Below are 25,470 nucleotides of genomic sequence, written 5' to 3' on the forward strand. Positions count from 1 at the left end.
CGCGCGGTGCGGCGGGCCGAGTTCGGGGAATCCGCTGTCGGACGGGTGGGCTACCTTTTGGCGGTGGGAGAGCTGCGGTACCGAGAACTCGATGAACTGACCGACGACGAGGTCTACGAGGCGTACGCGCCGCCCGAGCCGGACTGGCTGCGGGTGAACTTCGTGTCCAGCGCCGACGGCGCGGCGACCCTGGGGGGCCTGTCGGGGTCCCTTTCGGGTGAAGCCGACAAGCGGGTCTTCAAGGTCCTGCGGGCCCGGTGCGACGTGCTCGTGGCCGGGGCGCAGACGGTCCGGGCCGAGGGGTACGGCCGCCTGGTGCTCTCCGAGGACCGGATGGCGTGGCGGCGGGCGCAGGGGCTGCCCGAGGTGCCGGTGATGGCGATCGTGACGCGAACGGCGGCCCTCGATCCGGGGGCGGCGATCTTCGCGGAGGCGCCGCGGCGTCCGATCCTGCTGTGCCCGGGGGGCCTGGAGGAGGAGCGGGTCGCGCCGTTCCGGGAGGTCGCCGACGTGATCCAGACGGGCACGAACTGGGTGGACCTGACCGCGGCGGTCGCCGCGCTGCGCGAGCGGGGCCTGCGGCAGATCCTCTGCGAGGGCGGGCCGCACCTGTTCGGGGACCTCGTGGCGGCCGACCTCGTCGACGAACTGGACCTGACGCTGTCGCCGCTGCTGGTGGGCGGCGGGCCGTACCGGATCGCGGAGGGGCACGAGTCCTCGGTCGCGAGGCGGCTTCGCCTGCGACACGTCCTCGAAGCCGGGGACGACCTCATCCTGCGCTACGTGCGAGGATCGACCGATGAGTGATTCGGTGGGCCGCGTGCTCGGCACGGAGGACGCGACGCCCCTGTCGTTCTGGGTCGGCGTCGGCCCGGAGGCGTACGCGCAGCTCGACGACGTGCTCACCACCGAGCGGCAGGTCCCCGGGGTCGGCACGGTCCGCATCTCCGGCGTGGTCACCGCGGTGCGCAGCCGCCATGAAGGGGCCCAGTTCGACTCCGACGTGTTCGACATCGCCGGGGGCCTGCTCCCCGCGCAGGTGCAGGAGGCCGCCGAGGTCACGGTGACGCGCGTCGAGCCCGAGGTGTTCGTGCCCCCGCGCCCCGGCGCCGAGGTCCAGCGCGCCACCGGCGAGGACCGCGACCGGGCCCTGTACTTCGACGGCATGGCACGCCAAGTGCCTCTTGGGTTCTCGCGGGACGGCCAGCCGGTGTTCCTGAACCCGGACTTCCTCGACGGCACCCGGGGCGCGCACGTCTCGATCTCCGGTATCTCCGGTGTGGCCACGAAGACCTCGTTCGCGACCTGGATGCTGTACTCGCTGCTCCACTCCGGCGCCTTGGGCGCGGAGGCCGCGAACACCAAGGCGCTCATCTTCAACGTCAAGGGCGAGGACCTGCTGCTCCTGGACCACGACAACACCAAGATCGACGAGACGGTCCGCGACTCGTACCGGCGCCTGGGCATGGAGCCCGGCGCGTTCAAGTCCGTGGAGGTGCTCGCGCCGCCGCGCGAAGGGGACTCCAACGGCGTCCCGGACGTGGCGTGCCGGTCCACCGGCGTCGACGCGTTCTACTGGACGCTCGCCGAGTTCTGCCAGCTCAACCTGCTGCCGTTCGTGTTCGCCGACGGCGACGACGACCGCCAGCAGTACACGATGGTCGTCCACCAGGTCGCGGCCCGGCTGCGCAAGGAGGCCCGCCCCAAGGACAACGGCGCGATCAGCGTCGACGGGCGGCTGCTCACCAGCTACCGGGACCTCGTCGACCTCGTGTGCGAGCGCCTCGCCGACGACGAGACCCGCACCGAGTGGGCCGGATCGGCGATCGGCCTGGGCACCGTCAACGCGTTCATCCGCCGGCTCATCGCCTCCGGGCGCGACATCGGCCGCCTCATCCGCGGCGACCTGCCGCCGCGCGGCGCGGCCCTGTCCTCCGACGCGCAGGTGACGGTGGTCGACCTGCACAACCTGCCCGACCGGGCGCAGCGGTTCGTCGTCGGCGTGGTGCTGCGCAGCGAGTTCGAGCGCAAGGAGAAGGCCGGCACCGCCCGGCCGCTCCAGTTCGTCGTGCTCGACGAGCTGAACAAGTACGCGCCGCGCGAGGGCACCAGTCCGATCAAGGACATCCTGCTCGACATCGCCGAACGCGGCCGGTCCCTGGGGGTCATCCTCATCGGCGCCCAGCAGACCGCGTCCGAAGTGGAGCGGCGCATCGCGTCGAACTCCGCGATCCGCGTCGTCGGCCGCCTCGACGCGGCCGAGGCCACCCGGCCCGAGTACGGGTTCCTCACCCAGGCGCAGCGCATGCGCGTGCTCATGGCCAAGCCCGGCACCATGTTCGTGGCGCAGCCCGAACTGCCGGTCCCGCTGGTGGTGAACTTCCCGTTCCCCGCCTGGGCCACCCGCCCCGCCGAGGCCGGGTCCGCCCCGGCCGCCGCGTCGCGGTCGGGCCGGGCGCTCTCCGCCACCGCCAAGGTCGACCCCTTCGACCTCGCCGGCGACGACGAGGACGACATTCCGTTCTGAGCCCGCCCAGGGCTCGCGAACTCCGCCCAGAGGGGGGCAACATCTTGCGCATTCTCCACACGTCCGACTGGCACGTGGGCGTCACCTTGAAGGGGCGCCCGCGCCTCGACGAGCAGCGCGCGGTCTTCCGGCAGATGGTCGAGGTCGCCCGGGCGGAGGCCGTCGACCTCGTCATCGTCGCCGGGGACCTGTTCGACACCGCGTCGCCCTCCAGCGACGCCCAGAAGCTCCTGTTCACCGCCCTGTCGGCGCTCCAGGGGACCGGCGCCGAGGTCGTCGTCGTCGCGGGCAACCACGACAACGGCAAGGCCCTCGAAGCGTTGCGGGCCTGGGCCCACGCGGCCGGGATCCACCTGCGCGGCAGCCTCGGCAAGGCCGCCGACCACGTCGTCACCGGCGAGACGAAGGACGGCGAGCGGTGGAAGTGCGCGGCCCTGCCGTTCATCGCCCAGCGCCACGCCGTGCGCGCCGCCGAGCTGTTCGAGCTCGGCGCGGCCGGAGCCGAGGCGAACTACGCCGACCACCTGCGCCGCCTCGTCGCCGCGCTCACGCAGGACTTCGCGGCCGACACCGTCAACCTGTTCACCGGGCACCTGACGGTGGTCGGCGGCAAGGTCGGCGGCGGCGAGCGCGAGGTGCACACCGTCGCCGACTACGCCGTGCCCGCAGCGATCTTCCCGCCCACGACCTCCTATGTGGCCCTGGGGCACCTGCACCGGGCGCAGGCGATCAACGGCCCGTGCCCGATCCGGTACTCCGGCGCGCCGCTCGCGGTCGACTTCGGCGAGGAGGACCACACCCCCGGCGTCGCGATCGTCGAGGTCAGCGCGGGCGTGCCCGCGAAGGTGCGGACCGTGCCGCTCACCGCGGCCGTGCCGCTCCAGACCGTCCGCGGGAACCTGGAGCAGCTCGCGAAGGCCGAACCGGACGAGCAGGCGTGGCTGCGGGTCTTCGTGACCGAGCCCGCGCGGGCCGGGCTGCGCGGCGAGGTCGCCGACCTGTTCCCCAACGCCGTCCAGATCCACATCGACCCGGTCATGCGCCTGGATCGGTCCGAGCCGCGCGAGCGGCGCTCCGGACGCAGCCCCGGGGAGCTGTTCGGCGCGTACCTGACCGAGAACGGCCACGACGACCCGGCCGTGGCGAAGCTGTTCTCGCAGCTTTACGAAGACACCCAGACCGTCGCCGAGGAGGTCTGATGCGTCCGATCCGGCTCGACCTCAACGGCTTCGCGTCCTACACCGGCGCCGAGACCTTCGACTTCACCGACGTGGACTTCTTCGCGCTCACCGGGCCCACCGGGGCCGGGAAGTCCACCGTGCTCGACGCGATCTGCTTCGCGCTGTACGGGCGCACGCCGCGCTGGCGGGTGAACACCACGCAGAACGCCCTCGCGCCGTCCGCGGTGGAGGGCCGGGTGCGGCTCGTGTTCGCCGCCGCCGGCACCCACTACGTGGCGACGCGGATCCTGCGCCGGGACCGGAACGGGAAGGTCAAGACCACCACGGCCGCACTGGAGCAGCTGCCGGACGGGGTCGACCCGGCCGACGACGAGGCGCTGGTCGAGGGCCTGGGGCGGGCCCTCGCGGGCAGTCCCAGCGAGGTCTCGAACGCGGCCGAGCGCGTCATCGGGCTGCCGTTCGAGCAGTTCACCAAGTGCGTGCTCCTCCCCCAGGGCGAGTTCGCGGAGTTCCTGCACGCCTCCCCCGCCGACCGGCGCAAGATCCTGGAGAACCTGCTGGGGCACAGCGTGTACCGGCGGGTGCAGCAGCTCGCGGGCGCCAAGCGCGACGCGGCGACCACCGCGATGAGGACCCTGGAGGCCCAGCTCGCGCGGGTCCCGGCCGTCGCCGACGCCGAGCTCGCGGCAGCGGCCGAGCGGGTCGTGCAGCTCGAGAAGCTCACCGAGCCGGTGCGCGACAAGGCGAACGCCCTCGACGGGCTCGCCGCCGCCGTCGAGTCGGCCCGGCGGCGCCTGGCCGAGGCCGAGGCGAACCTGGCGTCGCTCACGTACATCAAGCGCCCCGACGGGGTTGCCGACATCGCCGCGCAGGTGTCCGACGCCGCGGCCGCCGTCACCGCGAAGGCCGCCGAAGTGGAGGCGACCGAGACCGAGGACGAGCGGCTGCGCGCCGAACTCGACGGCCTCGACCTGGGGCTCATCGAGCGCCAGCTCAAGGCGTGGGCCGAACTCGCCGAGACGCAGTCGAAGCTGAAGACCGGCCTGGAGCTGACCGAGGAGCTGCGCGACCAGTTCGCCGAGGCGAAGGAGCTGGAGGAGGCCGCCGGCGAGGAGGTCGAGATCCAGCACGCGTCCCTCCACAAGGTCCGGATGGCCGAGCTCGCCGGGACACTCCGCGCCGGGCTCGCCGTCGGCGACGAGTGCCCCGTCTGCGACCGCCCGGTCGAGACGGTGCCCGAGCACGACCTCTCGGAGTCCATGCAGCAGGCCGAGGAAGCCTCGCGCACCGCGACGATCGAGCACCGGGACGCGCAGGCCGGCGTGGTCGCGCTCCAGACCAAACTGGAGAACTACGAGGAGCGGCTGACCGAGCTGCGCCTGGCCGAGGGGCGGCTGAAGAAGCGCCTCGAAGGCGTCGAGGAGCCCCCCGCGCTCCAGGCCCGGCGGTCGTCCTCGGAGGAGGCCCGCCAGCAGCTCGCCGGGACCAGCGCCGCGCTCAAGGCCGCGCGGCGGGCCCTGCGCGAGGCCGAGAAGCGCAAGCAGACCGCCGATGAGCGCCAGCAGCGCGCCTGGAAGGAGTTCCAGCACGCCCGCGACCAGGTCGCGGTGCTCGCGCCGCCCGCGGCCGGGGACGACCTGGCCGCGAGCTGGGAAGCGCTCGTCGACTGGGCGAAGGCGTCGCTGGAGCGGGCCGCGAGCGAGCGGGAGGCGGCCCGCACCGAGCTGACCGGTCTCGACGGCCGCGCCGGGACCCTCCGGAGCGAACTGCGGATGGCGCTGGGCGAGTTCGACATCGACGTCCCGCGCACCGGCGGGGGCGGCGACTACGTCGGCCGCCACGCCGCCGCCGTCGAGACCGCCCGCGCCGGTTCGGCCCGCCTCGCCGAGGCCCGCCGCCAGCGCGTGGACCTGGAGGCCGAGACGCGGCGCTTCGCGCACGAGGCCGAGATCGCCAAGGCCCTCGCCTCGCACCTGGAGGCGCGGCGGTTCATGGAGTGGCTGCTGTCGGAGGCCCTGGACGAGCTCGTGGCGGGCGCGACGGTCATGCTCAACCAGATCACCGCGGGCCAGTACGACCTCATCTACCGGGACCAGGACTTCTGGGTGGTCGACCACCACGACGCGGACATGGCCCGTCCGGCGCGGAGCCTGTCGGGCGGCGAGACATTCGCTGCCTCGCTGTCGCTGGCGCTCGCGCTGAGCGACCAGCTCGCGAGCCTGGCGCGGCACGGGGCGAGCCTGGAGTCGATCATCCTGGACGAGGGCTTCGGCACGCTCGACCCGGAGACGCTCGACGCCGTGGCGACCACGTTGGAGGCGCTGACGCTGTCGGCCGGGCGCACGGTGGGCCTGGTGACGCACGTGGCGGAGCTGGCCGAGCGGGTGCCGGTGCGGTTCCGGATCACCAAGGACGCCAAGGGCTCCCACGTGGAGAAGACCTGGTCCTGACCGCGCTCCCGGCGGCGCGGGCGGGCCGCACCCGCGGTTTCCATACGGAATCTTGACGCCCGTATGCCAAGGGGCACAACGGACGCCCGCGTCGATACGCCGCCCAGCTCCGAGGCGTAAGCAGAACGTATGAATACCACGCATATCTCCGGCACCCGCCGGAGGCTCCTCACCGGGGCCGGCGCCGTCGGCGCCGGCGCCGCGCTCCTCCTCGCCCTCGACGCCTGCGCCGCCGACTCCGGCGGCGCGGCCGCCTCCGAGACCGCCTCCGCCACCCCCGAGGTCCCCGACCTCAAGGGCCTGGAGACCGCCGAGGAGATCTGGGACGCCCTCCTGGAGGGCAACCAGCGCTGGGCCGACGGCGAACCCGTCCACCCCGGCACCGACACCGACACCCGGGAAGCGCTCGTGGAGGGCCAGGCGCCGCGCGCCGCGGTCTTCACGTGCGTCGACTCCCGCGTGGCCCCCGAACTGGTCTTCGACACCGGCGTCGGCGACCTCATGGTCACCCGGACCGCCGCGAACACCTTCGACCCGCTCGTCTCCGAGTCGGTCTCGTACGGCCCGGCCGCCCTGGAGGCCCCGCTCCTGGTCGTCCTCGGGCACCAGAAGTGCGGCGCCGTCACCGCCGCGCACGACGCGCTCGCGGCGGCGGACGCGGGCGAGGAGGCCGAGGACCACGGGTACGCACTCCCCGAGATCGTCGCCTCGCTCACCCCGGCCTACGAGGCCGCCAGGACCGAGTCCGGCGACCCCGTCGACGCGATGATCGCCGCGAACGTCCTGCTCACCGTCCAGGCGCTCAAGGAGCACCCGAACCTGGCCGAACTGGTCGCCGACGGCGCGCTCACGGTCGTCGGGGCCGTGTACTCGCTGGAGACCGGTCTCGTCACCGAGATCGCGGCCTGAAGGCCCCGGGCCGGGACCCGGTCCCGGCCCGGACCCCCATGGGGCCCATGGACCTCGACGGCGCGAAGTAGGCTGGGCCGCAATCGACCGGAAAGCGGGTGCGCCTTGCAGATCACCGTCGACGCCTGGGACCCGTCCTTCGCCGACAACCCGGAGTCGCCCACGCGCTCCGGCGGCACCGTGCGGACCGAGGTCGAACTCGACCCCGAGGACTGGCGGCCGATCGACGCGCCCGCGAAGGGCCCGCGCCGCCTCGTCGTGGTCGACGGGGTGCGCCGCATCGACGCCCGCGTGGAACTGCTCGACGACACCGACGGGCACCGGGGCGAGCGCTGGCCCGGCCTGTGCGTCTCCTGGGCCGCCGGCGCGGTCGCCTGCGACCTCGACGGGCACGTCTCGGCCGTGGCCGAGGCGGACGTGGAGCGCGGCCTGTTCTCGGCCGTGGACCCCGGCGCGGACTTCGGGCGCTACCCGCACTGCGAGGTCGAGTCCGCCGACCCGGGCGAGCTCATCGCCGCCGCCCAGCGGAAGATGACCGAGCTGGAGGCCAAGGTCGCCTCGATGGTGGCGATGGACGCGGAGCTGGCGGTCCTCGACGGGCCCCTGCGCGGGCGCGACCAGCTCTCGAACTCGGTGGGCTACATCAAGAGCCACCACCGGTCCTACCTCCAGGGCGAGCAGAACGCCGTGGTCGAGCGCCTGGCCCCCGGCCAGCGCACGCCGGTGTTCCACCTGGTCTCCGGGTGGCCCCGGTACACGTGGTACCTGCGTCTGCCCGGGACGAGCAACCGCGGCTGGAGCGGCATCGCGCGCTTGGAGGCGTCGGACGACCTGACGGAGGAGGCGGCGATCGCGCTGGCGGACGCCACGGCGGCGGCGCTGCCGCCGCTGGGCTCGGCCGCGCACAAGGACGCCAGGGCCCCGCAGAACCTCACGCCGATCGCGGGGCTGGAGCGGCGCCTGAAGCGGATGCTCGGCGATCCGCGGCTGCTGCTGCGGTCGGTGCGGGCGGCGTCGATGGAGACGGGCCGCTGAGGCCCTGAGACGTGACGGAAGGCCCCGGTGCTCAAGCACCGGGGCCTTCCTGGGTCAGCGAACTCCGGGTTCGCAGGTGTGTCGAGCGTATGCGGTTCTCAGTACCAGCCGTTGGACTCGCTGTGCGACCATGCGGCGCACGGGCTGCCGTAGCGGCCGTCGATGTAGTCCAGGCCCCAGGCGATCTGGGTGGCCGGGTTGGTCTCCCAGTCGTCGCCGTTGGCGGACATCTTGTCGCCTGGGAGCGACTGAGGGATGCCGTAGGCGCCGGAGCCGGAGTTGTAGGCGGTCTCGTCCCAGCCCGACTCGCGATTCCACAGGTCCACGAGGCACTGGAACTCGCCCATGTCGTAGCCGGCGTCGAGGGTCATGGTGCAGCCGATGGCCTGGTTGCCGGAGTAGTCGGAGCACTCGGCCGAGATGTCGACGCTGGGGCCCGAGGACTCCTCCTCGGGGGCGGCCTCCTCGGCGGGGGGCTCCTCCTCGACCGGGACCTCGGCCGGTGCGGACGGTGCGGTCTCAGGAGCGGCCTCGGCCTTCTCGGGCAGGATGCTGTCCATCGACGCGACGTCGTCCCACTGGCGGTCGGCAGTGCCGGCGTCGGCGACGATCTGCTCGGCCAGCTGCTCCTCGGCGGTGGGGTCGTCGGTCGCGATGATCGCGGCGCTCGCGCTGCTGGCCGAGCCGACTGCGAGCAGTACGGCGGCCGAGGACACGAACACCCGGGTGCGCACCACGTGCCGGAGGCCGCCGGGGCGGCGCTCTGCGGCGCGGTGCTTGGCTCGGGTCGTCTTCAGTCGGGTAAACATCGGGGGTAACCCTAGAAGCGCGAAACGCCGCCGCCGTACCGCTCGGTAACGGCGACATTACGGCACATCGCCGCCTGTACCGGAACGCATTGCGTGCCCGTCTCGCCCGATAGCGGGAGTATCGCGGCGTGTGCCGGATAGGTCGGGAACTGCGGCCCGCGCCCTCCTCCGAACGGCCCATTGACGGTGGCCGGGGCGCTCCGTCTTTCTTCCACTTAGGTCCACCGAGAGCAATGTCACACCGGGCAACGGAAGGGCCCCGCCCTGGTGCGGGCGGGGCCGGTGGTGCGCGTGGTCAGCTCGTGGCGGACTCTTCGGGGGTGGTCGGGACCTCGGAGGCCGAGGTGTCGGCGGTCGGCTCGGCGCTCGCGGTCGGGTCGGGTTCGGGGGTGGTGGCCGGCTCGGACTCCATGGGGGTCTCGGAGGCGGTCGGCTCCGCGGTGGACGGGTCCTCCAGCGGGAGTCGGCCGCCGACACTGCACAGCGGGTACTGGTAGCCGTAGTCCACGTCGTAGGTGGCCATCGGCTGGCCGTACTCGTCCGTGCAGGTCCAGGGGTCGCCGAGCTCGATCGGGTTGCCGTACTCGTCGAGCAGGTAGACGTCGCTGAGCAGTTGGCCGTCCGCGTCGTAGACGTAGACGTCGCCGACGTCGGTGGCGCCGCCGCTGTAGTCGGTCTCGACGTACTCGACCTGCGGGACGCCGAGGAACCACGCGAACTGGTAGGCCGATATCGCGAGGATCGCGAGTCCGGCGGCGGCGGTCCAGCGGCGGCGGTCGCGGCCCCATTCGAGGGACTTCGCGCCGATGCGCAGTGAGGCCCAGGCGCCGAAGAGCACTGCGGCCGTGAGCAGGATGAGGCCGGGGAGCGAGCCGAGGACTCGGAATCCGGTGACGCCGTACTGCGCCGCCGAGAGCCAGTAGACGAACAGGGCGGCGACGAGGACGCCGCGCGCGACCCACCAGCCGGGGCGCAGGCGTGCGGCGAGGTCGGCGGCGTCGGTGTGGCCGGTGCTCGCGGCGTAGCGGTCGGCCGCGGCGCGGGTACGCGACACCAGGGGCTCGACGGTCTCGCGGAAGCGGCGGCGCATGCGGGCGCCGGCCTCCTCGCGTTCGGTCTCGGCGGTCTCGCGGAGCTCGCGGGCGTAGGACTCGGGGCTGCCGAGGAGGTCGACGAGGGTGGTGCCCGGGGCCAGGTCGGCGACGACCTCGGCGAGGTGGGAGTCGAGGTCGGACAGCAGGTCCTCGCGGACGGGTTCGGGCAGGTCGCTCAGGTGGCGCTCCACGGCGACCAGGTAGGCCGCGATCTCCGTGCGCCGGGGGGATTCGGTCATGGACTCAGCCCTTCTTGGGAACGTCGAACAGGTGCCGCATCTTGGTGCTGACGTCTTCCCAGGCGTCGCGCATCTCGCGGAGGTACTTCCGGCCCGGTTCGGTCAGCGAGTAGTACTTGCGGTGCGGCCCCGACTCGCTCGGCTGGACATAGGTGGAGAGGTAGCCGGCCCGGTAGAGGCGCCGGAGGGTGCCGTAGACCGAGGCGTCGCCGAGGTCGTCGAACCCGGCCTTGCGCAGGCGGTGCAGGATCTCGTAGCCGTAGCCGTCCTCGTTGTCGAGGACGCGCAGCACGATGATGTCGAGCAGTCCTTTGAGCAGTTGCGATCGGTCCACGCGTTACACAGTACCATGCATTGCATAGTAGTAGAAGTGCGCGGATGGGTCATGGGTTGCGGCGCTCGGGATCGACTGGGGCGCAGGTGATGCGGCGGGTGAGGGGTGGAGTTCGGGCGGGGTTCGAGCGGGCGGCGACGGAGGGGTGGGCGGATGGGCGGCGTCGAATGCGGCCTCGCGGTAGCGGGGCTCGCGGCGGCGGGGTCCGATGCGGTCTCCCGGCGGCATGGACTTGCGGTGGCGCGGTCCCGAGGTGACACGGCCTCGCGGCCTGGGCGCCGATGTCGGGGCGGGACTTGTGAGGCACGCCCCGAGTGCGAAATAGGAGGTGTGAGGCACGCCCGAGCGCGGGGGGCGGGCGAAATCTGTTGGGCCGCAACCGAACCTGAAGCCAGGCTGAAGATTTACCACTCGATTGAGTGATGACACCCCCTGATGCAGGTGAGACAATTGATGTACGCACAGGGACACGGAATTAGTACATTCGGCGGCAGGTGTAAGCAGACTAAGACAAGCCTCTGGCCGGGACCGTACCTTTGACTGGTTTCGAGAACCCCGTACCGCGCAGGGCGGTCGGGCGGGTCTCATCCCCACGTGCCATCGGGTTCCACCTCCCGCCTGACGCAAAGGCCGCTAGGAAGTGGAAGACCTCCGGGCGGGATCCCCTCGCTCCGGGGAGCAAGTGCTCAGAACGAGGCACAAGGCACCACCAGCGGACCGCACACCACGCCGCTGCACCACACGAACACCCACCGACGACCATTCGCAATGCAACGCGGACTCAGCGGAGTATGCGGGCTACCAGGGCGGGCAACGCTCACGCGGCACGATGCGCATGAGGGACGCCAACCACTGGGCGGGATCCCCTGCAAAGAGAACGGCTCCTTGCATCCCGATCCGGTGGCGGATCAGTAGCAGTAGCAGTAGGCGCCCTTCGACCGCCGGAACAACGCGGCGATCGAGATGCCCCGCAGCACCGCAGTGCCGCAGCGCCGCAGCGCCGCAGCGCCAGAGCACCGCAACAGCTCAGTAGTGCAGCATCGCGGTACCGCAGCACGGGCAGGAGAGAAAGCCCCGCGATGCGGATCGGAGCATCGCCCATTGCCGGGAGATCTCGGATCCCACGAAGCGCCGCTTGCGATGCGGACAGGGAACGTGGACAAGAGACAAGAGACAAGAGACAAGAAAGGAGAGCCACACGATGCCAGGCCAGACAAGTAATCCGCAACGGCCGCATCAGTACCGGCTCAATCCGGCGATGCACGCCGCAGCACGCCAACCCGACCAAGGCGAGCGAGAAGACCGAGAAGAGCGAAAGGATCCAGAGGTTCGAGAGGATCGGGCAGAGCGGAGTTGGTCGGCAGAGATGGGCCGGGCCGAGGTCGGCCAGAGCGGGCCGGGTCGGACCGAAGCGGGTCGGGCCTATGTGGGCCCGAGCAAGCCGGGCCGGGCCGAAACGGGCCAGAGCAGGCCGGCCGGGCTGGACCGAGGTGGGCCGGACCGAAGTCGGCCAGAGCGGACCGGGTCGACCGAAGTGGGCCGGGCCTATGTGGGCCCGAGCAAGCTGGGCCGGGGCCGAAGCGGGCCAGAGCGGACCGGGTCGGGCTGGACCGAGGTGGGCCGAACCGAAGTCGGCCAGAGCGGGCGGGGTTGAATCGAAGCGGGCCCGAGTGGGCCGGGTCAGGCGGCTGGACCGGAGCGGGTCCGCGCGAGCCGGGCCGGAACTGGCCTGAGCGGGCCGGGTCGGGCTGGACCGAAGCGGGTCCGCGCAAGCCGGACCGGAGCGGGCCTGAGCGGGCCGGTCGGACCGCAATGGGTCCGAGGAGAGAGTCGGGCCGGACCGAAATGGGCCAGTCCGAACAAGGCCGGACCGAAATGGGCGAGGTCGAGATGGGCCGGACCGAAGTAGGTCAGGTCGAAGCGGGCCAGCGCCAATCGGACCGGAGCGGGCCGGGCCCGATCCGGCCGGGTCCCCGCATCGCGACCGATCGCGGCATCCCCGCTTTCCGTCGCTGACCGCCTGAACCTCAAGCGGAGCGAACCAGGCCACGAGAACCCCGCCCCGCCTACCTCCTACCTACTGCCTCCTACCTTCCGCCTTCTGCCTTCTGCCTTCTGCCTTCTGCCTTCTGCCTCGCCGACCGAAGCTCCTGATCGCCTGAGCTTCAGTCCGAATCCACAACTCAATAGTGGAACATCAAGGATCGCCCGAACGGAACCCTCAAGGACAGGCCCCAAAGGATTGAGGGTGATCCCTTAGGGCTCAGAAGATTGCGGTGAGCGGCATCCTTCAAGACAGACCGATCCATGCGACCCTGAATCTCCCACCAAGGACGTCGGAGGTATCCATGCCGGTTCCCTCATCACTGACCGAATGGAACGCGAGCACTCGGTTCCGCGATGCTCGACTCCGGAGGAATGTGAGCCAAGCCGGACTGAGCAGGGAACTCAACGTCTCCCCCGCGACGATCGCCAACTGGGAGAAGAACAGGTCCAAGCCTCACTCCTCCCAGGTCGAGAAGATCTGCGACGTGCTCGGCATCGGCAAGGAGATCAAAGCCTTCCTCTACCGCATCGCCGTAGACGGCGGCTCTCGCAACATCGAACTGACACCCCGCGAGAACGCCCTGTGCCTCGCCCTCGCCGAACTCCACTACGGGTCCATTTGGAAGTGGGAGCCGCTGTTCGTACCCGGGATCGCTCAGACGCGCGCCTACAACAAACTCGTTCAGCAAGCCGAGGGCACCAGCGACATCGAAGCCCAGTTCGACGAACGGTTCAAGGAGGAGCGGAAGAGGGAGCTCGCTCGCCGAAGCACTCCCTACCGCATGAGCGTCATCTGCTCCGACCTCGCACTCCTCCACCTCAAGGTCCTTGAAGCGGAAGAGCGGCGCGAGCAGGTCGAATACCTCCGGGAGTGCAATGCCCGGGAAGGGTGGGAGCTGCGGGTGATGGCTACCCCCAGCAATCTCGGTGGACCCTTCAGCGTCTACGTTCCCGACGCGAGTCCCACCGCTGGCCCTCCGTTCGTCTACACCCAGATCCACGACCTCAGTTGGTGCATCGAGGAGCTGGGGAGGGTCCGGGCGTACCATGAGCGCATCAAGAAGAACTGGAAACGCGCAACACCACTTGAGGAGTTCCTTGATGCAGAACGTGACCGCCTGGCGTAAGAGCATTCGCAGCGGCAGCGACGGCAACTCCAGCTGCGTCGAACTTCGCCGGTCCTGGCGCAAGAGCACGCGCAGCGGGAGCGACGGCAACTCCGACTGCGTCGAACTCTCCGCTTGCGCGGACGATGGCTTCCACGTCCGCGACTCCAAGCTCAGCGACAGCTCACCCGTCTTCAACCTCACCGGCGCCGACCTCTCGGCACTCCTCCACGCCGCGAGCTGAACCCGCAATCGACAGAAGAACGGCCCCGCGCTGACGCGCGGGGCCGCTTTCGTATGTAGCGCTTCAGATGTGACACTTCGAAGGTGGCACTCTGACATGCGCCGCTTAGAGCGTCGCGCGGGCGGCGCGCAGGCGTGCCAGGCTCACCTCGGCGCCCAGCAGCTCCATGGACTCGTACAGCGGCGGCGACACGGTCTTGCCGCTGATCGCCACCCGGACCGGGCCGAACGCCTTGCGGGGCTTCAGACCCATGCCGTCGACGAGGGCGCCCTTCAGGGCCTCCTCGATCGCCGGGGTGGTCCATTCGATGCCTTCCAGGGCGGCGATCGAGGCGTCGAGGACCTGGGCGGCGTCGTCCTTGAAGGTCTTCTTCGCGCTGTCCTCGTCGATCGCGACCTCGGTGCCGCAGAACAGGAACCGCAGCATCTCCACGGCCTGCGAGAGGGTCGTGCAGCGCTCCTGGACCAGCGGCACCGCCACGTCGAACACGTGCGCCTCGGCAGGAGTCGGGGACTCGCCGATCAGGCCCGCCTCGCGCAGGCGCGGCAGCAGCAGGCGGGTGAGCTCGCCGGGGTCGGTCATGCGGAAGTGGTCGCCGCAGATCGAGTCGAACTTCTTCTCGTCGAACCGCGCCGGGTTCGACTTGACGTCGTGCAGGTCGAACGCCGACAGGAACTCGGCCACCGTGAACGTGTCGCGGTCGCCCGAGATCGACCAGCCGAGGGTCGCCACGTAGTTGAGGACCCCTTCGGGAAGGTACCCGGCCTCCTTGTACTGCAAGAGGTTCGAGCGCGGGTCGCGCTTCGACATCTTCTTGCCGCGCTCGTCCACGATGAGCGGCAGGTGCGCGTACTCCGGCTCCCCGTCGGCCAGGCCCAGGTCGACCAGCGCGCGCCACATGACGATCTGGCGGGGCGTCGAGGGCATCAGGTCTTCGCCGCGGGTGACCATGTTGACCTTCATGAGCGCGTCGTCGACCGGGTTGGTCAGCGTGTACAGCGGCGAGCCGTCGCCGCGGGCGATCACGTAGTCGGGGACGGTGCCCGCGGGCGTGCGGACCTCGCCGCGGACCGCGTCCTGGAACACGATGTCCTCGTTCGGCATCCGCATGCGGAACACCGGCTTGCGGCCCTCCGCGCGGTAGGCGGCCTTCTGGTCCTCGGTGAGGTCGCGGTCGAAGTTGTCGTAGCCGAGCTTCGGGTCGCGTCCGGCGGCCCGGTGGCGGGCCTCGACCTCTTCGTTGGTCGAGAACGCCTCGTAGGCGTAGCCGCCGTCGAGGAGCCGCTTGATGACGTCGGCGTACACGTCGAGTCGCTGCGACTGCCGGTAGGGCGCGTAGGGGCCGCCGATGTCGGGGCCCTCGTCCCAGGTCATGCCGAGCCACGAGAGCGCGTTGAGCAGCTGCTCGTAGGACTCCTCGGAGTCGCGGGCCGCGTCGGTGTCCTCGATGCGGAACACGAACTCGCCGCCCTTGGCGCGGGCGTAGCCCCACGAGAACAGGCAGGTGCGCACCAGGCCCACGTGCGGGGTGCCGGTGGGGCTGGGGCAGAAGCGGGTGCGGACGTTACTCACTGGCGACCACCTTGTTGGACAGCGTGCCGATGCCGGCGACGGAGACCGTGACGGTCTCGCCGGCCTGGATCCGGTCGACGCCCGCGGGCGTGCCGGTGAGCACCACGTCGCCGGGGATCAGCGTCATGATCTGCGAGACGTAGGCGACGAGCGTGGCCGGGTCGAACACCATGTCCTTGGTCGAGCCGAGCTGGCGGACCTCGCCGTTGACCTCGCAGCGGACCTCCGCATCGGCCACGTCGGTGCCGTTCGAGGGCCAGTCGGTCTCGATCCACGGGCCCAGCGGGCAGAACGAGTCGAAGCCCTTGGCGCGGGTGAACTGGACGTCCTGCTTCTGGAGGTCGCGGGCGGTCACGTCGTTCGCGCACGTGTAGCCGTAGATCGCGGCCTTGGCGGCCTCGCGGTCGAGGTTGCGGGCGCCGTGCAGGCCGATGACGACGGCGAGTTCGGCCTCGTGCTCGACCTGGTCGGAGACGGCCGGGAGGCGGATGGCCTCGCCCGGGCCGATGACCGAGGTGGAGGGCTTGAGGAAGATCAAGGGCTCCTTGGGGACCTCGTTGCCCAGCTCGGCGGCGTGGTCGGCGTAGTTGCGGCCGACGCAGACCACCTTGGACGGCAGGATCGGGGCGAGCAGCCGCACGTCGTCGAGCGCCCAGCGCTGGCCGGTGAGCTTGATCTGCGCGAACGGGTGCCCCTCGATCTCCGCGGCGGTGGCCCCGGGCCCCTCCCCTTCGAGGACTGCGAACGACATGCCGGTGGGGTGAGCGATCCGCGCGATCCGCACAGTCGGCCCCTCTCTAAGACTGGATCGGAAGCTTGCGGACCTCAGCTTAGTTCGCGGGGCGGGGCGGGGCACGGCGCTATCGCGCGCCGGACCAGGGCGTCACTCGGGCGCTACCGCAGGAGCAGGAACAGGCCCGCCAGGACGATGGTGCCGACGAGCGCGCCGACGACGATGCCCATGCCCATGCGGCGGACGCGGCCGAACATGCCGACGAAGAACCCGAGGACGAACGTGAGCGGGGTCGCGACCAGGAGCGACAGCGCGGTGGCGCCGAGGCGCACGCGCAGGGTCTCGCCGAGGCCGCCGACGAGCACGAAGCCCAGGACGAAGGCGAGGATCACCAGGATCACGAGGCCGAGGAAGAACCCGGCTCCGAACCGGCGGCGCCCGTACACGGCCGAGTCCGCGGCCTGTGCTGCCGCGCGGGCGCGATCGGTCTTGTAGGAAGTCACACCTCAACTGTAATACGGCGGGTCAACGGCGGTGGGGACCGCATTCGCCCGTTCCCGGTGTCCTCGGGGCGTATCGGGCCGGGCGCGTGTCAACTTTGGAGTTCCCCCGCAGGCGTGACCTGTGCGCCCGGTCTCGCGGACGCGCCGCCGCGAATCCCCGGTGCGGTCCCCGATGCGTGCAACACTGCCGCAATGCGCCGTTTGATCACACTTTCCGCATTGCTCGCGGCCCTCCTGTTCGTCCAGCTCCCCGCCGGGGCCGTCGACTCGAACCTGCCGCAGGCCACCGCGTCCTTCAACGACCAGGTCGTCAAGGTCGCCTACAACGGCGACACCGTCTACTCCGGGGGCCTGTTCACCCGGGCCCGCCAGACCGACGGCACCTTCGCCGACCGCTCCTACCTGGCGGCGGTGAACTCCCGCACCGGGGCGCTGCTGCCGTTCGCGCCGGCCCTGAACGGGACGGTCCACGAGCTCAAGACCGGCGGCGGCTACCTGTACGTCGCCGGGAAGTTCACCGAGGTCGACGGGGTCGCCATGTCCCGCATCGCCCGGTTCAGCCTGAGCACCGGGAAGCTCGACACCGCGTGGAAGCCCAAGCCGAGCGCCACGGTGTACTCGATCGAACCGGTCGGGTCCACCGTCTACCTCGGAGGGACGTTCACCACCGTGGGGGGCCACGCGCAGCCGCGGCTCGCCGCCGTCAACGCCGCCACCGGCGCCCCGGTGACGTCCTTCGCGCCCGCGGTGTCCGAGGGCGCGGTCCGCGACCTCCAGGCCGGGCACGGGCGCCTCTACGTCGCCGGCGTGTTCTCGATGATCGGCGGCGACAAGAAGTACGGCAAGCTCGGGGCCGTGAACCCGGCTTCCGGTGCGGTCGACACCGGGTTCGTGTCCAAGGTGTTCGTGCTCACCCGCGAGGTCGTCGTCTCCGGCGACCGCGTGTACGCGGCGCTCGACGGGCGCGGCGGCGAGATCCGCGCGTTCACGAAGGCCGGCGAGACGCTGTGGTACCAGGCCGTCGACGGGGGCATGCAGACCGTCGAGGTGTGGGGGGACGCCGTCATCGGCGGCGGCCACTTCGACAAGGCGTGCAACACCAACCACGCCGGGCCGCTGGGCCAGTGCGTCGACGGCGTCAAGGCCGACCGGGGCAAGCTGCTGGCGGTCGACATGAACGGGACGCTGCTGCCGTGGAACCCGGGCGCGAACGGCGTCGTGGGCGCGTGGGACGCGACCGCGCACCCCTCGGGCGCGAACCTGAGCGTCGGCGGGTCCTTCACGACCTTCGGGGGCGGCACGATGGAGCAGAAGCGCCTGGCGATCTTCGACTGATCGAAGGTTTGGGGAACCGGGACGCGAGGAAGGGGTCCGATCGGATGATCGGACCCCTTCTCCGTTCCCTCCCGCGCGGTCGGCGCGGGCCGGGTGGGGGCGGGTCTCGTGGACCGGCCCCGGTCTGGGTTCGCTCGTGGCGAGGCGGAATCGAAGGTCAGCGGCGGTTCAGGCCGTAGGCGAGGCCGTCGGCCAGCGCGTTCCAGGAGGCTTCGATGAGGTTGGGGGCCACCCCGACGGTGGTCCACTCGGCCTCGCCGTCGCTCATGGAGATGAGGACGCGGGTGACCGCGTCGGTGCCCTTGGAGCCGGCGAGGATGCGGACCTTGAAGTCGGAGAGGGTGAGTTCGGCCAGGCGCGGGTGCCGGGCCGCGAGGGCCGATCGCAGGGCCGCGTCGATGGCGTTGACGGGGCCGTTGCCCTGGGCGGTGGAGATGACGCGCTCGCCCTCGACGTCGACGCGGACGGTGGCCTCGGCGACCGTGGTGCCGTTCGGGTCGTGGTCGACGATGACGCGGTAGGTGTCGAGCGTGAACGGCCGGGGCAGGCCGCCTTCGACCTCGTCGCGCACGAGCAGTTCGAAGGAGGCGTCGGCGGCCTCGAAGGACCAGCCCTTGGATTCGAGTTCCTTGACGCGCCTGGTGATCCGGTCGAGCGCGTCCTTGTCGCCGGAGAGGTCGATGCCGAGTTCGCGGCCCTTGAGCTCGACGGAGGCGCGGCCGGCCATCTCGGTGACGAGGATGCGCATGTCGTTGCCGACGACGACGGGGTCGACGTGGTTGTACAGGGCCGGGTCGGCCTTGATGGCGGAGGCGTGGATGCCGGCCTTGTGCGCGAACGCGGCGTGCCCGGTGTAGGGCGCGTGCTCGTCGGGGATCATGTTGGCGATCTCGGCGATGGCGTGGGAGACGCGGGTGAGCTTCTCCAGGCCGCCGTCGGGGAGGACCTTGCGGCCGAGCTTGGTCTCCAGGTTCGCGATGACGGTGAAGAGGTTCGCGTTGCCGGGGCGCTCGCCGTAACCGTTGGCGGTGCCCTGGACGTGCATGGCGCCGGCTTCGACGGCGGCGATGGTGTTGGCGACGGCGCAGCCGGTGTCGTTCTGGGCGTGCATGCCGAGGCGGATGCGCTCGGGGGCGAGGCCGGCGCCGAGGAGGCGGGCGCGCAGGTCGGTGAACGCGGCGGTGATGTCGGAGGGCACGGACCCGCCGTTGGTGTCGCACAGGACGACCGCTTCGGCGCCGGCGTCGAGGGCGGTCTTGACGACGAGGGTCGCGTAGACCGGGTCGTGGCGGTAGCCGTCGAAGAAGTGCTCGCAGTCGATGAAGACCTGGCGGTCGTGCTCGCGCCCGGTGCGGACGGAGTCGGTGATCATCGCCAGGTTCTCTTCGGGGGTGGTGCGCAGGGCCTGCTCGACGTGGCGCATGTCGGACTTGGCGACGAGGCACAGGACGGGGGCGCGCGAGTCGAGGAGGGCCCCGAAGCCGGGGTCGTCGGCGGCGGTGGAGGCGGCCCGCCGGGTCATGCCGAAGGCGACGAGCTTGGCGTGCTTGAAGTTGAGTTCGTCGGCCGCGCGGGCGAAGAACTCGGTGTCCGAGGGGATCGCGCCGGGCCAGCCGCCCTCGATGTAGTCGACGCCGAGCTCGTCGAGGAGCTCGGCCACCGCGAGCTTGTCGGCGACGGAGTAGCGGAGGCCCTCCATCTGCGCGCCGTCGCGGAGCGTGGTGTCGAAGACGTGGAAGTCCCCGCCACCGGTGGCGGATGCGGTTGCTGCTTGCGTCACTTGGTACTCCAAGTTCTCTGTGCCGATGGGTCCAGTGCTGCGCGTCGGACCTGAACGTTCGTTTGCCCTGAACGAAAAAGACCCCCTGCGGGCGCAGGAGGTCTGGCGTTCGGCGATGGCATCACGGCCTCGCTGAACGCCCGCAGCTAATCATGAGCTGGAAAGTCACGAGTCGAAGTATGCCACCGGCCGCGGAGCCGGACCAGCATTTCCCGCATCGTGGGAATCACTGTGTTGGATTCCCTGCGTCGTGAGGTTCGCTGCGTCGTGGATGCCGCGTCGCCGCGGTGAGTCGCGAATGGGCGGTGCGCCCCGGACTCACCAGTGCCGCAGGGCCCTGCGCCGCTGCCACCACAGGACCAGCGCGGCGCCGCCCGCGAGGGCGACCGCTCCGGCGCCGACGGCCATGCCGAGGCCGGCGCCGGTGGTCGGGAGCTTCGGCGTGCCGGGCTGCTCGGACGGCGACCCCGGCGTCGTCTCCGAGGGCGGAGCGGACTCGCTCGGGGACGGCGAGGGGCTCTCGGAAGGCGGCGGGGAGGTCGGCGGCGGGGGCTCCTCGATCTCGCCCTTGACGAGCCACTCCTGGAAGTGGCGGCTGTTCCCGGACTCGGGCTCGACCGCGAGGACCGCGGCGCCCTGGACGGCGGCGACGCCGTCGGCGAGGCCGAGGAAGTAGCCGTCGCCGGTGGCGAACCGGAGGTCGTCGAAGCCGGGCCGGTCGTCGTACTCGGCCGTCCAGGTGATCGCGTCGGCGCAGTCGGCGAGCGCGACCGGCTCGGTCTCCTCGCCGCCGGAGGTGTCGGCGGTGAGGCACCGCCCGGACTCGTCGTGGACGATCTGGAACTCGCCGATCTCCTGGAACGCCTCGACGGAGCGGAAGCTCCACAGGTCGAAGTCGGCGCTGAGGACGATCGCGCCGCCCTCCTCGGCGAGCGGGATCGGCTCGTGCTCCTTGAGGTACAGCTTGACGGGTTCGACGGGGAGCGTCTGCGGCTGGGCCTGGGCGGGCGCGGCCCAGGCGAGGACGGAGACGGCGGTGACCGCGGAAGTGCGAAGAATAAGGGCTTTCACGCGAAGATTAGACCAAATGAGACCTATTCGCGTTAATGGCCTCAGGCGATGCCGCCGCGCTGGGGGCCGATGCGGCCGCGGATCTCGCTCGCCGCGTCGCCGGCCGCGCGGAGGCGGTCGGCCGCGTCGGTGAGCATGTCGAGCGTCTCGTCGGCGCGGTGCGCCGACAGCTCGTGCTGGAGCCCGAGCGAACCGGCCAGGCACTCCCCCGCCGCGCTCACCATGTCCTCGTAGGCGGTCACGCCCGCGTCGAGGCGCTCGACCATCCGGTCGAGCCCGTCCTGGAGGCCCGTGCGCTTCATCGCCGGGGAGACGCCCATGGCCTGCTCGACGTCGCGCACGCTCAAGGCGAGCTGGTACAGCTCCCGCCCGGCCTTCGCGGCCCCGGCGAGGATCGCCACGGCCTCCTGGTTGCCCTGGAGGCGGTCGGCCATCCGCTCGGCCGCGATCGACGCCTGCTCCAGTCGCTCGTAGGGGGCCAGGGCCCGGCTGTGCTTGAACTGGCTGCGCGCCCGCCCGCGCTGGATCGCCTGCGCCGCTTCGCCGAAGAGGCCCTGGGCCTCCTTGGTGAGCTTCGCGGTGCCGTGGATCTCCAGCGAGGCGCGCTCCTCGGCGGGCAGCGCGCGGGCGAGGCGCCGGTAGTCGAGCCAGCGGACCACGGCCATCGCGGTGGAGAACCCGGCGACGGTGACCCACACGCCGTCGAGGCCGCCGAGTCCGGCGTAGGGGATGAAGAAGGCACTGCCGGCGACGGCGCCGCCGGCAGTGGTGGTCCAGCTCTTCGCGGAGGCCAGGCGGGACCGCAGGCGCTTGAAGGCGCGCTTGCGGTCCTTGGCGTCCACGGGGCGTCCTAGCTCTTGGTCTTGTCCGCCTCCGCGGTGCCCTCGTCGCCGAGGGACGCGCGGATGTCGGCGAGGCGGGCGTTGGTGACCGACTCCTTGGACTCGATCTGGGCCTTCTCGCGGTTGCCCGCGGAGAGCTGGTCGCCTTCGAGGGAGGCGCGGATCTGCTCCAGGCGGGAGACCCCGGCCATGTCGCGGGTCGCGCGGTTGACTTCGAGGAGGCGGCCCTCGACCGAGTTCGAGGCGAGCTCGGCGCGGCCCATCGCGGAGGCGTAGCGGCCCTCGATCTTGTCGCGGATCTCGTCGAAGTTCGGGACGTTGCCGGGGGCGGCCGTCTGCGACATCGACTCCAGGGACGAGGCGATCGTCTCCTGCATCTTCGCCTGCTCCAGCTGGCCGAGGAGCTTCGTGCGCTCCTGGAGCTTCTGCTGGAGGATCATCTGGTTGTTCTCGACGGCCTTCTTGGCCTGGTCCGCAGCGGTGAGCGCCTGGTCGTGCATCACCTTCATGTCCTCAAGGGACTGCTCGGTGGAGACCAGCTGGCCGGCCAGGATCTCGGCGGTGGACTCGAACTGCTGCGCCTTCGCCTCGTCGCCGTCTGCGCGGGCCTTGTCGGCCAACACGAGCGCCTGGCGCGCCTGCGCCTGCAGACGCTCCACTTCGGCCATCGAGCGGTTGAGCTTCATCTCCAACTGGCGCTGGTTCCCGATCACCGAGGCGGCCTGCCCCACCAGTGCCTGGTGCTGCTTCTGCGCTTCCTCGATCGCCTGCTGGATCTGGATCTTGGGGTCGGCGTACTCGTCGATCTTCGCACCGAAGAGCGCCATCATGTATTTCCAGCCCTTGACGAACGGATTGGCCATTATCGGGGTCCTTCCGGTGCTCACTTGGCGAAGCTTGCGAGCCATAAGTTTTGCAGTGCAACGCCGACTTGCCTCTAGTGTCGGACATCGGCGCCACTCGTGCGGGACAGGGGTGACGCCTCACTCGCAAAACTACATCATCGGGTGCGCTCAGGCTGCCGCGCGGACCACCGAATCGGTCACTTCGCCACGACGGTGCCGGGAACGGACCTGCGCGATCGTCGGGGACGGCGGCGGGGCGTGGCGGCGGCGGCGCGACTCCTCGGCCGCGGCCTGCTCGCGGGGCAGCGGGAGCACCGCCACCTGGCGGCCCTGCTGGTCGGTCGCCTCGCGTCCGCCGGGCGCGGCCTCGCCGCGCTCGTGCTGGGCCACTTCGCGGGAGACCTCGGCGAGCACCTCGGACAGGCGGACCTGGAGCGCTCCGCACACGGAGGCGAGCAGTTCGCTCGACGGCTCCTTGTGGCCGCGCTCGATCTCCGAGAGGTAGCCGAGGCTGACGTTGGCCTGCTTCGACACGTCCCGCAGCGTCCGCTTCTGCGCGCGGCGGCGGCGCCGCAGGGTCTCTCCCAGCAGTTCCCTCAACAACACCATAGGGTTCTCCTCCACGCCGCCGATCGCTCCCGTGAGCCTAAACCGGTCCTGCAAGCCTAGCTCGTCCGGTTCGGCTCGCTCTCCCTCAATTTGAATGCTTTCCAGAGGTAATCCATTCCCGTCAGCACCGTGAGGAGCAGCGCGGCGTACATCAGCCACACCCCCACCAGGTCGAACGGGCCCGGCCACGGGAACAGCATCCAGGACACGGCCGTGATCTGCAGGACGGTCTTGAGCTTCCCGCCCCGGTCGGCCGCGACCACCGTGCGGGTGCGGATCGCCATGCGCCACGCGGTGATCCCGAGCTCGCGGACGAGGATGACGATCGTCACCCACCACGCGAGGTCGCCGTAGTAGCTCAGCAGGACCAGCGCGGTGCCGATGAGCGCCTTGTCGGCGATCGGGTCGGCGAGCTTGCCGAAATCGGTCACCAGGCCGCGCGAGCGCGCGAGCCAGCCGTCCACGAAGTCGGTGGCCGAGATGAAGATGAACAGCGCGCAGGCGGCGACCCGCCAGCCCGTGTGCTCCATCCCCGAGAGGACCACGAACACGGCGAACACCGGCACCAGGAAGATCCGGGCCACGGTCACCACGTTGGCGATGTTCCACGGGGAGACCGGCTGGTCGGTGGTCACCAGGTCTCCTCGACGATCTCCGCGACCAGGTCGACGCCGTGGGAGTCCACGACCTTCGCGGTGACGAAGTCGCCCGGCTCCAGGCCGTCGACCTCGCCGACGAGGGCGACGGTGCCGTCGACCTCGGGGGCCTGGTGGGCGCCGCGCCCGTCCACGCCGTCGTCCTCGACGGACTCGACCAGGACGGTCATGGTCTCGCCCACGCGCTCGGCGGCGCGCTGGCTCACCAGCTCGTCGACGAGCATCGCGACGCGGGTGTGGCGATCCTGGACCTCGTCCTCGGGGACGTGGCCGTCGAGGTCCACGGCCTCGGTGCCGTCCTCGTCGGAGTACGCGAAGACGCCGGTGGAGTCGAGGCGGGCGGCCTCCAGGAAGCCCATGAGCTCCTCGACGTCCTCCTCGGTCTCGCCGGGGAAGCCGACGATGACGTTGGTGCGGGCGCCAGCGAGCGGGTTGACCGCGCGGATCTGGTCGAGCAGGGCCAGGAAGTTCTCGGTGGAGCCGAAGCGGCGCATGCGGCGCAGGACCTTCGCCGAGGAGTGCTGGAAGGAGAGGTCGAAGTACGGGACCACCTTCTCCGTGCGCTGCATGGCCTCGATGAGGCTCGGGCGCAGCTCGGCGGGCTGGAGGTAGGAGAGGCGGATCCACTCGATGCCGTCGATCGCGGCCATGCCTTCGAGGAGGTGCTCCAGGGCCTGGCTGTCGGGCAGGTCCTTGCCGTAGGAGGTGGTGTTCTCCGAGACGAGGTTGAGCTCCTTGACGCCTTCGGAGGCGAGCCACGCGGCCTCGGCCAGGATCTCCTCGGGGGTGCGGGAGACGAACGAGCCGCGGAAGGTCGGGATCGCGCAGAAGGTGCAGCGGCGGTCGCAGCCGGAGGCGAGCTTGAGGTTCGCCACGGGGCCGTCGGTGAGGCGCTTGCGCACGACCGCGAGGTGCTGCGGGGCGCCGGCTTCGAGCGCGGTCCCGTCGGCCTGGGCGGTGCGGGTGTGGCCGGGGACGACGGCGGCGGCGCTCTGGCGCGCGGCGGGGGCCAGCGGCAGGAGCTTGCGGCGGTCCGACGGCTGGTGAGACTCGACCGTGCGTCCGGCGAGGATGTCGTCGAGGCGGGCGGCCATGTCCGGGTAGTGGTCGAAGCCGAGGACCGCGTCGGCCTCGGGCAGGCTCTCGGCGAGGTCGCGGCCGTAGCGCTCGGCCATGCACCCGGTCGCGACGACCTTGGCGCCGGTGCCGGAGGCTTCGAGGAGGACGTCGATGGACTCGGTCTTGGCCTGCTCGATGAAGCCGCAGGTGTTGACCATGACCACGTCGGCGTTCTCGCCGTCGTCGCTGATCCGCCAGCCGCCGGCGGCCAGGCGGGCGGCCAGCTCCTCGGAGTCGGTCTCGTTGCGGGCGCAGCCGAGCGTCAGGAGCGCGACGCTCTTGGCCTCGCGCGTCGAGTCCTCGGATCGGGTCGAATGAGCTGATGACACCAGGAAAGCGTACCCAGGGGCGGTGGGTGAACGCCCGGGGCGGCGGGCAGGGTCACGGTCGCGCGGGCGGTAGAGTGGCGCACCTTACGTCCGGGGCGCCTC

Annotated in this window: 22 protein-coding genes; 9 read left to right on the forward strand and 13 right to left on the reverse strand. The window is 71.1% G+C overall.

Going from position 1 to position 25,470, the window contains the following annotated elements:
- Positions 1-63 precede the first annotated feature (63 nt).
- From BLS99_RS04580 to BLS99_RS04605, 6 genes are all read left to right on the forward strand, one after another.
- The gene (locus BLS99_RS04580; protein ID WP_245712148.1) at positions 64-807 is read left to right on the forward strand and encodes a pyrimidine reductase family protein; all 744 of its coding nucleotides are present in this window, start codon (positions 64-66) and stop codon (positions 805-807) included.
- The gene (locus BLS99_RS04585; protein WP_091044203.1) at positions 800-2,527 is read left to right on the forward strand and encodes an ATP-binding protein; all 1,728 of its coding nucleotides are present in this window, start codon (positions 800-802) and stop codon (positions 2,525-2,527) included. Before BLS99_RS04580 ends, BLS99_RS04585 begins: the two co-directional genes overlap by 8 nt.
- A gap of 44 nt (positions 2,528-2,571) precedes the next feature.
- Entirely contained in the window at positions 2,572-3,726 is a 1,155-nt protein-coding gene (locus tag BLS99_RS04590) for an exonuclease SbcCD subunit D (RefSeq protein WP_091044206.1), read from the forward strand.
- Positions 3,726-6,158 (forward strand): AAA family ATPase, encoded by a 2,433-nt coding sequence (locus BLS99_RS04595; RefSeq protein ID WP_091044209.1) that lies wholly within the window; start codon positions 3,726-3,728, stop codon positions 6,156-6,158. The genes BLS99_RS04590 and BLS99_RS04595 overlap by 1 nt, the downstream gene beginning before the upstream one ends.
- 129 nt (positions 6,159-6,287) lie before the next feature.
- The gene (locus BLS99_RS04600) at positions 6,288-7,067 is read left to right on the forward strand and encodes a carbonic anhydrase (protein WP_091044213.1); all 780 of its coding nucleotides are present in this window, start codon (positions 6,288-6,290) and stop codon (positions 7,065-7,067) included.
- 105 nt (positions 7,068-7,172) lie between these two features.
- Positions 7,173-8,102 carry a hypothetical protein gene (locus BLS99_RS04605; protein WP_091044215.1) on the forward strand — a complete coding sequence of 310 codons (930 nt, stop codon included), beginning with the start codon at positions 7,173-7,175 and terminating at the stop codon, positions 8,100-8,102.
- A gap of 98 nt (positions 8,103-8,200) precedes the next feature.
- On the opposite strand, the gene BLS99_RS26510 is transcribed toward BLS99_RS04605, so the two are convergent.
- The 3 genes from BLS99_RS26510 to BLS99_RS04620 all read right to left on the reverse strand — a co-directional run bounded on the left by BLS99_RS26510 (position 8,201) and on the right by BLS99_RS04620 (position 10,578).
- Positions 8,201-8,911, reverse strand: coding sequence for an aggregation-promoting factor C-terminal-like domain-containing protein (locus BLS99_RS26510; protein ID WP_218126243.1), 711 nt, complete (start codon positions 8,909-8,911; stop codon positions 8,201-8,203).
- 295 nt (positions 8,912-9,206) lie between these two features.
- Entirely contained in the window at positions 9,207-10,244 is a 1,038-nt protein-coding gene (locus BLS99_RS04615; RefSeq protein WP_091044218.1) for an HAAS signaling domain-containing protein, read from the reverse strand.
- A 4-nt stretch (positions 10,245-10,248) separates the two neighbouring features.
- Positions 10,249-10,578: a PadR family transcriptional regulator gene (locus BLS99_RS04620; protein WP_091044221.1), complete on the reverse strand. Its 330-nt coding sequence runs from the start codon at positions 10,576-10,578 to the stop codon at positions 10,249-10,251.
- A gap of 2,276 nt (positions 10,579-12,854) precedes the next feature.
- Here BLS99_RS04620 and BLS99_RS04625 point away from each other — a divergent pair.
- Together BLS99_RS04625 and BLS99_RS04630 are read left to right on the forward strand one after the other, a co-directional pair.
- Positions 12,855-13,751, forward strand: a complete 897-nt coding sequence (locus BLS99_RS04625; protein WP_143034685.1) for a Scr1 family TA system antitoxin-like transcriptional regulator — start codon at positions 12,855-12,857, stop codon at positions 13,749-13,751.
- Complete coding sequence (locus BLS99_RS04630; RefSeq protein ID WP_091044227.1) at positions 13,726-13,974, forward strand: DUF397 domain-containing protein; 249 nt, start codon at positions 13,726-13,728, stop codon at positions 13,972-13,974. Before BLS99_RS04625 ends, BLS99_RS04630 begins: the two co-directional genes overlap by 26 nt.
- A 105-nt stretch (positions 13,975-14,079) precedes the next feature.
- On the opposite strand, the gene gltX is transcribed toward BLS99_RS04630, so the two are convergent.
- From gltX to BLS99_RS04645, 3 genes are all read right to left on the reverse strand, one after another.
- The gene (gene gltX / locus BLS99_RS04635; RefSeq protein ID WP_091044230.1) at positions 14,080-15,546 is read right to left on the reverse strand and encodes a glutamate--tRNA ligase; all 1,467 of its coding nucleotides are present in this window, start codon (positions 15,544-15,546) and stop codon (positions 14,080-14,082) included.
- Positions 15,539-16,330 (reverse strand): fumarylacetoacetate hydrolase family protein, encoded by a 792-nt coding sequence (locus BLS99_RS04640; protein WP_091044232.1) that lies wholly within the window; start codon positions 16,328-16,330, stop codon positions 15,539-15,541. Before BLS99_RS04640 ends, gltX begins: the two co-directional genes overlap by 8 nt.
- Positions 16,331-16,440: 110 nt before the next feature.
- The gene (locus tag BLS99_RS04645; protein ID WP_143034686.1) at positions 16,441-16,782 is read right to left on the reverse strand and encodes a hypothetical protein; all 342 of its coding nucleotides are present in this window, start codon (positions 16,780-16,782) and stop codon (positions 16,441-16,443) included.
- 219 nt (positions 16,783-17,001) lie between these two features.
- Here BLS99_RS04645 and BLS99_RS04650 point away from each other — a divergent pair, with 219 nt between their 5' ends.
- The gene (locus tag BLS99_RS04650; RefSeq protein ID WP_091044240.1) at positions 17,002-18,117 is read left to right on the forward strand and encodes an NHL repeat-containing protein; all 1,116 of its coding nucleotides are present in this window, start codon (positions 17,002-17,004) and stop codon (positions 18,115-18,117) included.
- A 157-nt stretch (positions 18,118-18,274) separates the two neighbouring features.
- On the opposite strand, the gene cimA is transcribed toward BLS99_RS04650, so the two are convergent.
- From cimA to rimO, 7 genes are all read right to left on the reverse strand, one after another.
- The gene (gene cimA, locus BLS99_RS04655; protein ID WP_245712149.1) at positions 18,275-19,897 is read right to left on the reverse strand and encodes a citramalate synthase; all 1,623 of its coding nucleotides are present in this window, start codon (positions 19,895-19,897) and stop codon (positions 18,275-18,277) included.
- 318 nt (positions 19,898-20,215) lie between these two features.
- Positions 20,216-20,968: an LPXTG cell wall anchor domain-containing protein gene (locus BLS99_RS04660; protein ID WP_091044244.1), complete on the reverse strand. Its 753-nt coding sequence runs from the start codon at positions 20,966-20,968 to the stop codon at positions 20,216-20,218.
- 41 nt (positions 20,969-21,009) lie between these two features.
- Positions 21,010-21,810: a phage shock envelope stress response protein PspM gene (gene pspM / locus BLS99_RS04665; protein WP_091044250.1), complete on the reverse strand. Its 801-nt coding sequence runs from the start codon at positions 21,808-21,810 to the stop codon at positions 21,010-21,012.
- 8 nt (positions 21,811-21,818) lie between these two features.
- The gene (locus BLS99_RS04670) at positions 21,819-22,673 is read right to left on the reverse strand and encodes a PspA/IM30 family protein (protein ID WP_091044253.1); all 855 of its coding nucleotides are present in this window, start codon (positions 22,671-22,673) and stop codon (positions 21,819-21,821) included.
- A gap of 150 nt (positions 22,674-22,823) precedes the next feature.
- Positions 22,824-23,264, reverse strand: coding sequence for a helix-turn-helix domain-containing protein (locus BLS99_RS04675; protein WP_091044257.1), 441 nt, complete (start codon positions 23,262-23,264; stop codon positions 22,824-22,826).
- A gap of 56 nt (positions 23,265-23,320) precedes the next feature.
- Complete coding sequence (pgsA, locus tag BLS99_RS04680) at positions 23,321-23,899, reverse strand: CDP-diacylglycerol--glycerol-3-phosphate 3-phosphatidyltransferase (RefSeq protein ID WP_245712150.1); 579 nt, start codon at positions 23,897-23,899, stop codon at positions 23,321-23,323.
- Positions 23,896-25,371, reverse strand: a complete 1,476-nt coding sequence (rimO, locus tag BLS99_RS04685; protein ID WP_425432603.1) for a 30S ribosomal protein S12 methylthiotransferase RimO — start codon at positions 25,369-25,371, stop codon at positions 23,896-23,898. The genes pgsA and rimO overlap by 4 nt, the downstream gene beginning before the upstream one ends.
- Positions 25,372-25,470 lie beyond the last annotated feature (99 nt).

The organism is Glycomyces sambucus (assembly GCF_900102815.1).
GTDB classification, from domain to species: Bacteria; Actinomycetota; Actinomycetes; order Mycobacteriales; family Micromonosporaceae; genus Glycomyces; species Glycomyces sambucus.